At 74.9% G+C, this 13,470-nt stretch carries 8 protein-coding genes; all 8 read right to left on the minus strand.

What is annotated here, in order from left to right; genetic code table 11:
• Positions 1 to 42: 42 nt before the first annotated feature.
• Positions 43 to 1,719 carry a (2,3-dihydroxybenzoyl)adenylate synthase gene (locus AC08OJ_RS02495; protein ID WP_476594963.1) on the minus strand — a complete coding sequence of 559 codons (1,677 nt, stop codon included), beginning with the start codon at positions 1,717 to 1,719 and terminating at the stop codon, positions 43 to 45.
• Positions 1,716 to 6,812: a salicylate synthase gene (locus AC08OJ_RS02500; RefSeq protein WP_476594964.1), complete on the minus strand. Its 5,097-nt coding sequence runs from the start codon at positions 6,810 to 6,812 to the stop codon at positions 1,716 to 1,718. Before AC08OJ_RS02500 ends, AC08OJ_RS02495 begins: the two co-directional genes overlap by 4 nt.
• On the minus strand, positions 6,809 to 7,105 hold the full coding sequence (locus AC08OJ_RS02505; protein ID WP_476591889.1) for an MbtH family protein: 297 nt from the start codon (positions 7,103 to 7,105) through the stop codon (positions 6,809 to 6,811). Before AC08OJ_RS02505 ends, AC08OJ_RS02500 begins: the two co-directional genes overlap by 4 nt.
• Positions 7,106 to 7,242: 137 nt before the next feature.
• Entirely contained in the window at positions 7,243 to 8,955 is a 1,713-nt protein-coding gene (locus tag AC08OJ_RS02510) for an ABC transporter ATP-binding protein (protein ID WP_476594965.1), read from the minus strand.
• Positions 8,948 to 10,732, minus strand: a complete 1,785-nt coding sequence (locus AC08OJ_RS02515) for an ABC transporter ATP-binding protein (protein WP_476594966.1) — start codon at positions 10,730 to 10,732, stop codon at positions 8,948 to 8,950. The genes AC08OJ_RS02510 and AC08OJ_RS02515 overlap by 8 nt, the downstream gene beginning before the upstream one ends.
• 164 nt (positions 10,733 to 10,896) lie before the next feature.
• Entirely contained in the window at positions 10,897 to 11,814 is a 918-nt protein-coding gene (locus tag AC08OJ_RS02520) for an ABC transporter ATP-binding protein (RefSeq protein WP_476594967.1), read from the minus strand.
• A gap of 64 nt (positions 11,815 to 11,878) precedes the next feature.
• Positions 11,879 to 12,973 carry a FecCD family ABC transporter permease gene (locus AC08OJ_RS02525; RefSeq protein WP_476594968.1) on the minus strand — a complete coding sequence of 365 codons (1,095 nt, stop codon included), beginning with the start codon at positions 12,971 to 12,973 and terminating at the stop codon, positions 11,879 to 11,881.
• Positions 12,970 to 13,470 (minus strand): FecCD family ABC transporter permease (locus AC08OJ_RS02530; protein WP_476594969.1); only part of this gene is annotated, 501 nt, incomplete at its 5' end. The genes AC08OJ_RS02530 and AC08OJ_RS02525, both read right to left, overlap by 4 nt.

The following is a 13,470-nucleotide window of genomic DNA, read 5'->3' on the forward strand; positions in this document are numbered from 1 at the left end:
GGCGTGGCTGAGGGCCCGCGCCCGCGCCGTCGCCCGGCGGCGCTAACCGAGACGGCGGCGCAGCTCCCGCTTGTCAATCTTTCCGACGGGGATGAGCGGTAACCTGTCGACGATCGTGAGCAGGTCGGGGAGCATGAAGCGGGCCAGCCCGCGCTCGCGCAGGTACGCCTTGACCGCCTTGAGGGTCAGCGTCGCCCCGGGCCTCGGGACGACCACCGCGCGGACGCTCTCGCCGACCTGCTCGTCCGCCGCTGCGATGACGGCGGCCTGGGCGATCGACGGGTGGGCGAGCAGGTGCTCCTCGAGCTCGGTGGCGGAGACGTTCTCGCCGCCCCGGTTGATGACGTCCTTGAGCCGTCCCTCGACGACCAGGTTGCCGCTGGCCGTCAGCCGGACGAGGTCGCCGGTGCGGTAGAAGCCGTCGGGGCTGAACGCGGTCGCGTTGTGCTCGACGGCCCGGTAGTAGCCGCGCACGGTGTAGGGGCCGCGGGTCCACAGCTCGCCGATCTCGCCGGGCGCCACGTCGGCGCCGTCGCGGTCGACGATCCGGATCTCATCGGCGGGCGCGAGCGGGCGGCCCTGGGTGGTGAAGGCGAGCTCGTCGTCCTCGTCCGGGCGGGTGTAGTTCAGCAGCCCCTCGGCCATGCCGAAGACCTGCTGAACGCGCGGGCCGAGGACCGTCGGGATGCGCCGGGCCAGCTCGGCGTCCAGGCGGGCGCCCCCGACCTGGAGCAGGCGCAGGCTGGCGGTGTCCGGCCCCTCCCATCCGGCGGCGTCGACCCAGATCCGGGCCAGGGCCGGGACGAGGGCGGTCACCGTGACCCGTTCCCGGGCGATGAGCTCGAAGACGATCTCGGGGCTGGGGGATGGCGCCAGGACCACCGTCGCGCCGACGCCGAGCGCTCCCAGGATGCCCGGACAGGCCAGCGGGAAGTTGTGCGCGGCGGGCAGCGCGACCATGTAGACGTCGTCGCTGGTCAGCCCGCACAGCCGGGCGCTGGCCTCCGCGTTGTACGCGTAGTCCCAGTGGGTGCGCGGGATAAGCTTGGGCTTGCCGGTCGTGCCGCCCGAGATGAGCAGCACCGCGACGCCGGCCGGCTCGGGCACCGGTGGTGGCGCGGCCTGCCCGCCGGCCCGAGCGGCGGCCCCGGCCGCCGCTACGGCGTCGAGGCCGGTGAACGGACCGGCCTCACCGGCCACCAGCACATGACCCACCGACGGGACCGTGGCGACGATCTCCTGGGCCAGCGCCCGATGATCGAAACCCTCGTGCGTGTCCGGGATGGCGTAGGCCACGGCGCCGGACAGCCGGGCCAGGTGCTCGATCTCGACCCGGCGGTGCGCGGGCAGCACGAGCACCGGGATCGAGCCCAGCCGGAGCAGCGCGAACAGCAGCGTCACGAACTCGGCGCGGTTGGGCAACTGGACCAGGACGCGGTCGCCGGGGGCGAGGCCGAGCCGGGCGAGGCCGGCGGCCAGGTCATCGGCGGCCCGGTCGAGGTCGGCGTAGGAGAGCCGGACCGGCCGGGCCGGCGGACCGGCCACGACGGCGGTGGCCGAGCCAGACCGGCAGGCCCAGGCCCGGAGACGATCGCCGAGCGGGGCGCCCCGCCAGTAGCCCTCGTCCACGTAGCGGCGAGCGAACTCGTCCGGCCAGCGGACCCAGCCGTCCGCCGCTCCCGGCTCGACTGGCGGACCGGTGACCGGCGGGGCGCTCACCGTTCGGTCCCGGCGGCGGCGGTCGCGCCGGAGGGATCGGCCGGGCCGAGCAGCCGCTCCTCGATCTCGTCGTCGGAGAGGCCGGCGATCTCCCAGGCGATCGCCGCGACGCGGTCGAGCCGCCCGGGCGTGGGCTCGGCCGCGCGCAGGTCCCGCGCGAGCGCGGCGACCGTCGGCGCGCCGAACAGCATTCGGACCGACACGTCGCCGGTGTCGAGCTCGTCGCGCAGCCGGGCCACCACGGCGGTGGCGAGCACGGAGTCGCCACCGAGGGCGAAGAACTCCTCGGTGACCCCGAACTCGTCGAGGCCCAGCGCCTCCCGCCAGACCGAGAGGATTACCCGTTCCAGGTCGGATCCTGGCGGGGCCGCGGCCGGCCGCGTTCCGTCGAGATCGCGTTCGAGGATGGCGCCGACCGCCTTACGGTCGATCTTCCCGTTGGCGCTCAGCGGGAGTTCGGCCACCGCGACGACCCGGTCGGGCACCATGTGCGGCGGCAGGACGGCCCGCAGGCCGGCCCGGACCGCCGCCGGGTCAACCGGGTCGGCAGGGTCAACCGGGCCCTCCCCCGCATCCGGAACGACGACGGCCCCGAGCGCGCTCGGACGCCCGTCCGCGCCGCCGGTCAGCTCCGCGCCGCCGGTCAGCACGGCCACCCCGGCCCGGACGCCGGGCAGCGAGGCGAACGCCGCCTCGATCTCCCCCAGCTCCACCCGGAAGCCTCTGATCTTGATCTGGTGGTCGCGGCGGCCCAGGAACTCGACGGTGCCGTCCGGGAGGTAGCGGGCGAGGTCGCCGGTGCGGTACCAGCGCTCGCCGCCGTGGGTGACGAACCGGTCGGCCGTGCGCTCCGGGTCACCCCGGTAGCCGCGGGCGACGCCGGCCCCGCCGATCCACAGCTCGCCGGCGACGTGGTCGGGGCAGTCGCGGCCCAGGGCGTCGACCACGCGCAGCCGGACGTTGCGCAGCGGGGTGCCGTAGGGCACCGAGCGCCATTCGGGCGGCACCGGCCCACCCCCGACGACCTCGCACACGGTGGAGTGGATGGCGGTCTCGGTCGTGCCGCCGAGCCCGAGGAACCGGCAGCCGGGGACGGCCGCCTCGAGCCGGCCGGGCAGGTCGACGCCGACCCGGTCACCGCCCAGAAGCACCGCGCGCAGGCTGGCGCCCAGCGGCACCCCGGTGGCCAGGACCAGGTCCAGCACGGCCGGCACGCAGTTGAGGATCGTGACGCTGTGGGCCGCGATAAGCTCGGCCCAGCGGGCGGCCTCGCGGCGGGACTCCTCGTCCACGATCACCACCGCGCCGCCGGATGACAGCGGGGCGAAGATGTCGAAAACCGACAGGTCGAAGTCGAGGGCCGAGACGGCCAGCGTCCGGTCGCCCGGGCCGAGGCCGAGCCGGTCGACCAGGTCGTCGATGGTGTTCATCGCGGCCCGGTGGCCGACCTCGACTCCCTTCGGCTGACCGGTCGAGCCCGAGGTGAACAGAACGTAGGCCGGTTCGTCCAGGCGGGCGGGATCGTCGGCCGCGCTCAACGTGAGTGTGCCGGGCGGGGCGGACGGGCCGGCGGCGAGCGCGTCGTCGAGGGTGAGCGGGGACACCCCGGCTGGCCAGTCCGGCCCGGGAGGCGCTGCGGATGACGCCGCGGACGGCGTGGTGATGACCGTGCGGAAGCCGGCGGTGGCGACGATCCGCGCGACCCGGGCCGGCGGCTGGTCCATCCCGACCGGCACGTAGGCCGCCCCGGCCGCCAGCACGCCGAGGACGGCGATGACCTGGTCCGGTCCCTTCGGCAAGCTGACGCCGACCAGGTCCCCCGGCCGCACGCCCCGGGCGGCGAGGGCGCCGGCCACCGCCGTCGCCCGGGCGGCCAGCTCGCCGTAGGACAGCGACCGGCGCACCGGCGACTCGCCGCCGCCGGCCGCTGAGTCCCACAGCAGCGCGAGCGCGTCCGGACGCCGCGCCGCCGCCGCGAAGAACTCCTCGTGGAGCAGGCGGGTGGACGCCGGTCCCTCGACCGCATTGACCCGGCGTCGCACCGTCCGGGTGGACTCGCCGAGGAGGCCGTCGACGGGCTGGTCCCAGGCCGTGCCGTCCGTGGCTGGCGCCGGGCCGGGGCCGGCCGGGCTGGGGTCGGCCAGACCCCGCACGAGCCGTTCGAACGCGGTGAACATCGCGTCGACGACGCCGGGAGCGAACGTGTCCTCACGGACGTCCCAGTTGACCAGCAGGCCCCCGTCAAGCTCGGTGACCTGGGCGTCAAGCAGGACCTGCGGGCCCTGCGAAATGATCCACACCGGCTGGCCGAACTCCCGGCGCACCGAGGCATCGAACAGCTCGCCGAGGCCGAGCGCGCTGGTGAACACGACCGGCGCGAGCACCGGTTCGCCCCGGTGGCGGCCCAGGGCGCGGAGCACCTCGACGCCGGAGTAGTCGGCGTGGGCAGCGTCAGCGTGCAGCCGGGTCTGGATCCGGCGGGCCCGCTCGACGAACGGAATGCGGTCGGTCAGGTCGATCTCCAGCAGAACCGAGCTGGTGAAGTCGCCGACGATCCGGTTGACGTCGGGGTGGAGCTGCTCGCGGTCGAACAGCGGGACGTTGAGGAGGAAGCGCGACTGCGCGCTCCAGCCGCCGAGCACTTCGGCGAACGCGGTCGCGACGGCCATGGCCGGGGTGATGCCGTGCCGGTGGGCCGCCCGACCGAGGGCCTCGCGGGCGGGTGGCGGTAGCTGGAAGTGACGCCGGGAAACCCGGGGCGGTCCGCCAGGCTCGCCGGGGGCGCCGAGGCTCGGTACCAGCGGGAGCTGGGGCGCCCCGGGCACGCCGGACAGGCGGTCGAGCCAGGCGCGCCGGGCCCGCTCGGCCGCCGCGCGCGGGAGAGCGTCGCGTTCCGCCCGGTAGCGGCGGTAGCTGTAAGCCAGCGCGGGCGCGACCTCGTCCGGGCACCCGTACTCCTCGGCCAGGTCGGCCAGCAGCACGCGGTAGCTGACCGCGTCGGCGGCGACCATGTCGACGTCGAGGTGGAAGCGGGTCGTGCCGTCGGGCCGCAGGCTCAGCGCGGTCGAGAAGACCTCCCCCCGTTCGATGTCGAGCATCTGGTGGGATAACTGGTCGCGGACGGCGGCCAGCCGGGTGGCGGCGGCGTCCTCGTCCAGGTCGCGCAGGTCGTGGACGATCAGGCCGCGCCAGCCGGGCGCCGGTTCGACGACCTGGCCGCCGTTGTCGGTGATCCGGGTCCGCAGCGCCTCGTGCCGCTCGATGAGCCGCTCGATCGCGGCGGCCAGCCGGGCCGGATCGAGGGCGTTCCCATCGAACTCGGTGTAGAGGTGCGCGGCGACGCCGCCGTAGGGCTGCCCGTCGCCGCGCCCGATCCAGTAGGCGTGCTGCATGAGCGCCAACGGGAACTCGGCGCCGTCAGCCTCGGCCGGCGCGACGGCCACCGGTGCGGGCGGGGCCGGCTCGCTCGCGGGTTCCTCGCTCCCGGGCTGGAGCATGACGGCGGGTTGCCTTCCGGCCAGCAGCTTGAACCAGCCGTCCAGGGTCGGGGGCTCGGCCAGCTCCGCGAAGTTGACCTTGATGCCGGCCCGCCGCCAGCCCCCGATCGCCCGGATCAGCGCGATCGACTCGAGGCCCCGCTCGAAGAGGTTGTCGTCGTCCCCGAGCTCGGCCGGATCCTCCCCGAGCAGCTCGGCGACGGTGCGCCGGAGCCTTTCGAGATCGCCGAGCGCTTCCAGATCATCGACCGCCGCCGGGACCGGGCGGGCCGGCTGGGCCGGCACGGCCGGCACGAGGAAGCGGCTGACGCTGCGTAGCTTCTCGCGCGTCTCCTCCAGCTCCCGTTCCGGGCGCGACGTCCCGACGACGCCGGCCCCGGCCCGCAGCCAGGTCCGGCCGTCGTGCTGGAACGCCGTCCGCAGGACGAGGGCGGCGTCGAGGGCGCCGTCCGAGGTCGCGCTGATCACGGCGCCGCTATAGAGGCCGCGCGGCGACGGCTCGTAGCGCCGGATCGCCGCGCAGGCGGCGTCCTTCGGCGCGCCGGTCGCCGTGATGGACGGGAAGACGGCGGCCAGCGCGTCCCAACAGTCCCGGCCGGCGGCGAGTCGGCCGCTGACCCGCGAGGCCAGGTGCTGCACGCTGCCCCGCTCGAGGACGGTCATGAACTCGTCCACGACCAGCGTGCCCGGCGCGCACAGCGGCCGGAGCTCGTCCTGGGCCGCCTGGACGGACACGGCGTGCTCGTAGATCTCCTTCGGGTCGCGTAGCAGCGCCTCCCGCCGGGCCCGGTCTCCGTCCCCGCCGTCGAACGCGGCCGTGCCGGCCAGCGGTTGGGTGGAGACCCGGCCGTCGGCGTCGACCTCGACCACGGTCTCCGGGCTGAACCCGATCGCGCGCAGGCCGTCCAGATCGAGCAGGAAGGAACGGGCCGGCGTGTTGCCGCGCCGCCCCCGCTCGTAGGTCGCGACCAGGTCGATCTCGCCGTCGACGGGGACGACCCGAGAGAGGATCACCTTGCGCAGCCGGCCGGCCTGGATGTCCTCGACGGCCCGCGCGACCATCCGCCGGTAGTCGTCGGCGTCGTGGTCGAGATTGGCCAGCGGCCGGGGTTCGCCCGGCTCGTCGGCGGCCGCACCGCCGAGGGTCTCGGCGAGTGCGTCCAGATCAGCCTCCTCGGCCGCGCGCAGCAGCGCGCCGGTCGCCGACAGCCGCGCCTCGCGGGCCGGGATGACCAGGTGGATGAGCGGGTCGGGGATGACCGGCCCGGGCAGCCCGAGCGCCCGGGGACCGAGCTCGAAGCCGGCCCAGCCGCACGCCCGCCAGCCGGCGACCGGGAGCGCCGCCAGGACGCGGGCCAGGGTGCGCAGCGGAGCGCCGTCGACTAACTCGACCCGCCAGTCCCCGCCCGCGCGGTAGCGGATCTCGTCCCAGTACACGACGGCCTCGGCCAGAGCGCCCGAACCGCAGTGCCACTCGCCGTCCCGCTCGTAGACGGTGACCGGCGCCGCGGCATGGCGGGCGAACCGCGCCGCCGCCGCCAGCAGATCACCGGCGAGCGGCACCGTCCGTTCGCGGTAGACCACCGGCGCCGTCATCGGGACGCGCCGGCGCCGACGCCGTCGCCGCTGCCCTGCGTAGCCGGGGCATCCGTCTCCCGGCGGCCGGCGGGCGGGCGGTCGGCGCCCATCCGGGCAATCAGGCTGGCCGGGCGCAGATCCGTCCAGTTGGCCTCGACGTACTCCAGGCAGGACGACCTGCTCGCGGCTCCGTGCACCGTCGTCCACCCGGCCGGCACAGGCGCGAATGTCGGCCACAGCGAGTGCTGGCCCTCGACATTGACCAGGACATAGAAGCTGCCCTTTTCGTCATCGAACGGGTTGGTCGACATGAGGTGCCGTCTCCTTGGATCTCAGTCCGCGACTTAGGTGCTCTTTACTTTAAGTTAAGTTAACCTAAGATAGCCACGTTTGTCTACCCCCGTCAGCCGCCGAAATTCCCTCATTTTTCCGGCATCCGGCGGCAGGATCAGTTCAGGCGGCCGGCCTCGACGCGGACGATCCGCGGCAGGCGTTCGATGGTGGTCGGCCGGTGCGCGATAACGATCAATGTGCGACCCGCGCGGAGCCGCTCGCCGGCGGTCTCCAGGCGGCGCGCGACATCGGGGTCGAGGTCGGCGGTCGCCTCGTCGAGCAGCAGCACCGGTGGGTCGACCAGCGCGGCCCGCAGCAGCCCGACGATCTGTCGCTCGCCGGCGGACAGCCGTTCCCCCCGGGCGCCCAGCCCGGCGTCCAGCCCGCCCGGTCGCCGGTCGACCCACTCGGCCAAGCCGAGCAGGTCGACCGCCCGCTCCATCGCCGCCCGGTCCGGCGCGCCCGGCGTGAGCGCCAGGTTCTCGGCCAGGGTGCCGGTGATGATGTGCACCTGCTGCGGGATGAGGACTATGCGCGCCCGGACCTGCTCCGGCGGGGCGAACCGCAGGTCGACCCCGCCGTAGCGCACCGTCCCCGCGTCCGGTTCGTAGAGCCCGGTGAGCAGCTTGGCCAGCGTCGTCTTGCCGGACCCGGTGACGCCGACCATGCCGGCCCGGTCACCGGCCGGGAAAGTGACCGAGACGTCGCGCAGCACGTCCTTACCGTCGGCGTAGCCGAAGCGGAGGCCGTCTGCGACCAGGTCGCCCTGAACTGGCAGGTCGTACCGCGCCGGCGACGCGGCCCGCGCCGACGGGACGGCGAGGGCGGCCGGCTCGGCCGGCGGCAGCGCCTCGAGCAGGTCCGTCAGGCGGGCCAGGCCCACCCGGGCCAGCTGGGCCTGGCCGGCCAGCCCGGACAGGGTGAGCATGCTCTCGAACAGGTTGCGGGTCGCGATCACGAACACGACGACCGTGCCGACGCTCAGGTGCCCCGCCCGGACCAGCCAGACGCTCAGCAGCAGCAGCGCGGCTGTGGCCAGGCCCTCGATCATCCCGAACAGCTCCAGGCGGTTCTGGACGGCGATGGTCCGGTCGGCCCCGACCAGCAGCTCGTCGTTGTCCGCCCGGAAGCGCCGCACCCACTCCTCGGGCCGCCCAGGCGCGACCAGCGCCTCGTGCGCGTTGAGCGACTCGGCGAAAGTCGCGGTCATCGTGGCGTCCGCCGCGGCCTGCCGGCCGAACGTCTCGGGCGCGGCCCGGTTGAACCAGACCATCACGGCGACCGCCATCGGCACGAACAGCGCGACGAACAGCAGCGCGAGCAGCCATGAGTAGATCAGCAGCAACACCGTGGTCAGGGCAACGGTGAGGGCGACCCCGAGCAGGTTGGGCAGCTGGTCACGCAGGAACAGGGTCAGGTCGGCGATCTCGCCGGTCGACCGGCGCAGCAGGTCGCCGGTGCGGTGAGCCTCGATGAACCGCAAGGGCGCGCGGGCGAGGCGTTCAACGACGAGATCGCGCAGCCCGCGGATCGCCCGCTCCCCGGCCGACGAGAGCAGGATCTCCGACCAGCGCAGCAGGAGCATCCGGGCCAGGACGAGCCCGACCATCAGTGCCACCGCCCACCACAGGCGGCCCTGATCGCCGGCGGTCACCGCGTCGACCCCCCAGCCGATCGCCGGGGCGATGCCGACCACCGCCGCCGTGCTGGCCACGCTGGCCAGCAGCGCGACGGCCAGGATCGCCCGGTGCGGGCGCAGGTAGGGCCAGAAGCGCCGGAAGACGCCTGCGGTGGGCGCCTCCTCGGCCAGCACACGGACCTCAGCCATCCCCGCCTCCCACCCGGACGATCTCCTCGCCGCTCGCATCGCCGCTCGCATCGCCGCTCGCATCGCCGGCCGCATCGCCGGCCGGCGCGGTCTCGGCCGCCTGCCGCGCGCCCCCGATCGGCCCGGCGCCCGCCGCCGGCACGCCGTCCGGCCCGAGCCGGAGCACGCGGTCGGCGGCGGCCAGGACGGAGGGACGGTGGGAGATCACCACGAGGGCGGCCTGCGGCGACCACACGCGCAGCCCCCGCAGGATCGTCGCCTCGGTCACGGCGTCGACAGCCGCGGTCACGTCGTCGAGGATGAGCACGTCCGGCCGGCCGATCAGCCCGCGGGCCAGGGCCAGCCGCTGGGCCTGGCCGCCGGAGACGGTCGCCCCGCGTTCTCCGAGCTCGGTGTCGTAGCCGTCGGGCAGGCTCAGCACGAAGTCGTCGACGGCGGCGACCGCGCAGGCCGCCCGCAGCTCGTCCAGCTCGACCTCGCGGCCGACCCGGAGGTTGTCCGCCACCGTGCCGGCCAGGATCAGGGGCCGTTGGGGAACCAGGCCGATCCGGCGGGCCAGCTCGAGACGGGAGACCCGCCGCAGGTCGACGCCGCCCAGGCTGACCGAGCCGGTCGCCGGGTCCTCCAGTCGGCAGAGCAAGCGGGCGAGCGTGGTCTTGCCGCCGCCGGTCGGTCCGGTCACGGTGACGAACTCGCCCGGACCGACGCGCAGGTCGACCGGTCCGAGCACCCGCCGGCCGTCGCGCCGGGCGGTCAGCCCGGCGGCGAGCAGGGCCCCGCCTGGCGGCGGGGTCTCGGCGTCGGCCGGGTCGTCGTCAGTGACAGGGGTCTCGAGGATCTCGGCGATGCGCCCGGCCGCGACCCGGGCCTGGCCCCGGGCCGAGAGCAGGTCGACCGCGACCGTGACCGCCAGCGTCAGGGTGGTCATCCAGGAGGTGAAGGCGACCAGGCCGCCGACGGTGAGGCCGCCGCGCAGCGCCACCGTCCCCCCGATGGCCAGGCCGGCCGCGATCGCCAGCCGGGGGACGGCCGGCGGGACGGCGGTCCAGGACGCCGAGATGCGCGCGGCGGTCATGGTGTGGTCGGTGAGGACCGCGCTGCGGTCGTGGTGGCGACGGGCAAGAGCCGCCTCACCGCCGAGGCCGCGCACCGCGGCGCTGGCCGAGAGCAGGTCCTCCACCGCGTCGGCGCGGGCGGCGAACGCCTCGGAGAGCTTCTCGTTCGCCGCGTCGAAGCGGCCGGGGAAGTAGGCGTTGGCCAACACGGCCAGCGGGATCGTCACCACCCCGACGATCAGCAGTGGCCAGTCGAGCAAAGCGAAGGCGGGCAGGACCACCACGATGGTCACGACGATCCGGACCCAGATGGCGAGGCTCTGTACCCACAGCCGGATCAGGTCGACGTCGCGGGTGACCCGGGTGGCCAGGTCACCGTGCCCGTAGCGGGCCATGGCGGGGCGGTCGAAGGCGGCCACCCGTTCGACCAGCGCGGCCCGCAGCGCGTGCGCGACGCGGTTCGCGGCCCGGCCCGACCACCACAGGCCGCCAGCGCCGCCGAGCATGAACACCACGGCGACGACCGCCGTCGGGACGGCCCAGGTCAGCGTGCCGTGGACCGATCGCGGGGTGATGCCCTGGTCGAGCGCGCGCTGAATGCACCAGGGGAGAGCGAGCATCGCCGTCTGCTGGACCACCGTGGCCGCGCCGCCGAGGGCGAGTTGCCCCCGCCGCGCCGACAGCTGCGTCCTGAGCAGTCGCTTACCCGTCGCGCCGTCCAACCCAGCACCGTCCTGACCGGTTCGTGCCCGCGTCGTCCGACGACCGTCCGGCGCACCGGCGTCCGGCACCGGCGTCCGATGTCGGGCCGGCGGGATCGGGAGCCCGTGCCCGCCTGGTCGAAGACAGCGGGCAGCGGCTACCTGCCCGATAAAGTCAGGTATAGCTAACCTAAGTAACCCAGCCCCGTCAACCCATCTGGACGGACCGGCTCGGCTCCGTGAGCGGGTCGGCCGTTCCGCCGGACGTGGGCGCCGGGACGGCCACCGCCGGGCTCTGGGCCAGGCGCACCGCCGGGCCGGCGCCACGGCCGCAGCGGGATCACCAGCGGCGTCCCCGACTCCGGATCGGTGATAATCCGGCAGGCCAGGCCGAAGACGTCCGCGACGAGCGCGGCGGTGACGATCTCGGCCGGCGGCCCCTGGGCGACGATCCGCCCGTCCCGCATCGCCACCAGGTGGTCGGCGTACCGGCTGGCCTGGTTGAGGTCGTGCAGCACCGCCACTAGCGTGTGGTCGCCGCCGGCGAGCAGCTCGGCGCACAGGTCCAGCACTTCGACCTGATGGGCGATGTCGAGGAACGTCGTCGGCTCGTCCAACAGCAGGATCGGCGTCCGCTGGGCCAGGACCATCGCCAGCCACACCCGCTGGCGCTGGCCGCCGGACAGCTCGTCGACCAGGCGGTCGGCCAGGTCGGCGACGGCGGTCCGGGCCATCATCTCGGCCACGACCCGCTCGTCCTCCCGCGACCACTGGCGCAGCAGCCGCTGGTGCGGGTAGCGGCCGCGGGCGACCAGGTCGGCCACGGTGATGCCGGCCGGCGCGGTCGCGGACTGGGCCAGCAGGCCGAGCCGGCGCGCGACCTCCTTCGTCGAGTACGACGAGATCAGCGCGCCGTCGAGGTGCACCGCGCCCGCCTTCGGCCGCAGCAGGCGGACCAGCGCGCGCAGCAGCGTCGACTTGCCGCAGGCGTTCGGTCCGACGATGACGGTGAACGCCCCGTCCGGGATGTCGATCCCCAGCTCGCGGGCCACCACCCGCTGGTCGTAGGCCAAGGTGAGGCCGCGCGCGCTCAGCCGCGTCATGGGGCGTCCTCCGTCATCGGCTCGGTCCCGTCCGCCGGTGGGCGCCGCGCGCCCCGATGCGGCGTCACGCCCGCCGCCGTTGCCGGATCAGCAGGGCGGCAAGGTAGACCCCGCCGATGGCGCCGGTCGCCACCCCGACCGGGAGCTGGGTCGGGGCGAACAGGCGCTGGGCGGCCAGGTCACCGACCGTCACCAGTGCCGCCCCCGCCAGCGCGGTCGAGACCAGCGGCGGCGCGGAGGCCGCCGTGAGCCAGCGGGCCAGCGGCGGCGCGCTCAGCGCCACGAAGCCAACCGGCCCGGCGGCGGCCGTCGCGACCGCGGCCAACACCGCCGCGACCGCGATCAGCGTGAGGCGGCAGCGTTCGACGCCCACCCCGAGCGCCTTGGCGGTGTCCGTCCCCAGCTCCAGGTAGGTCAGCCGGCGGCCGTGGTAGAGGCCGATCGGCGTCAGGATGACCAGGGCCAGGGCCAGCGGCCGGACCTGGGCCCAGCCGCGGCTGTCCAGGCTGCCGATCAGCCAGATCTGCGCGGCGACCGCGTCGGCCAGCACCGCCCGGGTGATCAGATAGGAGTTGACCGCGTTGAGCAGCGCCGCGACCGCGATGCCGATCAGGACCAGTCGCGGCCCGGCCAGCCCGCGCCGGTAGGACAGCGTGTAGACCGCCGCGCCGGTCGCGGCCCCGCCGACCAACGCGCCCAGCGACGCCCCGGCGGCGTCCCCGCGCAGGACCAGCAGGACGATGATCGCCCCGGTGGCCGAGCCGGTGGTGAAGCCGAGGATGTCCGGGCTGCCCAGCACGTTGCCCGAGACGCTCTGGAAGATCGATCCGGACAGGGCCAGCGCGGCGCCGACCAGCAGCCCGGTCAGCAGGCGCGGTAGCCGCAGGGTGTTGACCACGAAGTCCGTGCCGCCGTCGCCGTGCCCGAGCAGGGCGCGGGCGACGTCACCCACCGGGATCGGGTAGTCCCCGGTGGTGAGCATGGCGACGCCGACAGCCACGATCACCAGGGTGAAGCCGGCGCTCACCGCGACGGCGCGGGGAAAGATCCGGACGGACACCGCGTCGGCGCCGAACCGGGCCACCCGGGGACGCCGAGGCGGCGGGAGGGCGCCGGCGGCGGGACGGTCGACCGGGCCGGCCGGCGCGATGCCGGTCACGCCCGGCCCAGCCGCGCGCGGCGGCACAACGCGATGAACACCGGAGCTCCGGCAAAGGCCGTGATGATCCCCACCTGCAGCTCACCTGGAGCGATGATCACCCGTCCGACCAGGTCCGATCCGACCAGCAGGATCGGGGCCAGCATGGCGGAGTAGGGCAGGACCCAGCGGTTGTCCGGTCCGGCGATCACGCGGGCGGCGTGCGGCACGGCCAGGCCGACGAAGCTGATCGGCCCGGCGGCGGCGGTCGCCCCGCCGCAGAGCAGGACGACCGCGAGCGCGCCCAGCATCCGGGCCCGGTGAAGGCGGACACCCAGGCCGCGGGCGGCCTCGTCACCCAGCGCGAGCGCGTTCAACGGGCGGGTAAGGGGGAGGGCGAGCAGGAGTCCCGCCGCCATGAACGGCGCCGTCGCCTGCAGCCCGGTCGATCCCAGCGCGGCCAGCGAGCCGACGTCCCAGTGCCGGAACTGGTCGAACGTCTTGGTGTCGATCAGCAG

This window comes from Frankia sp. CgKIO3 (assembly GCF_977946435.1).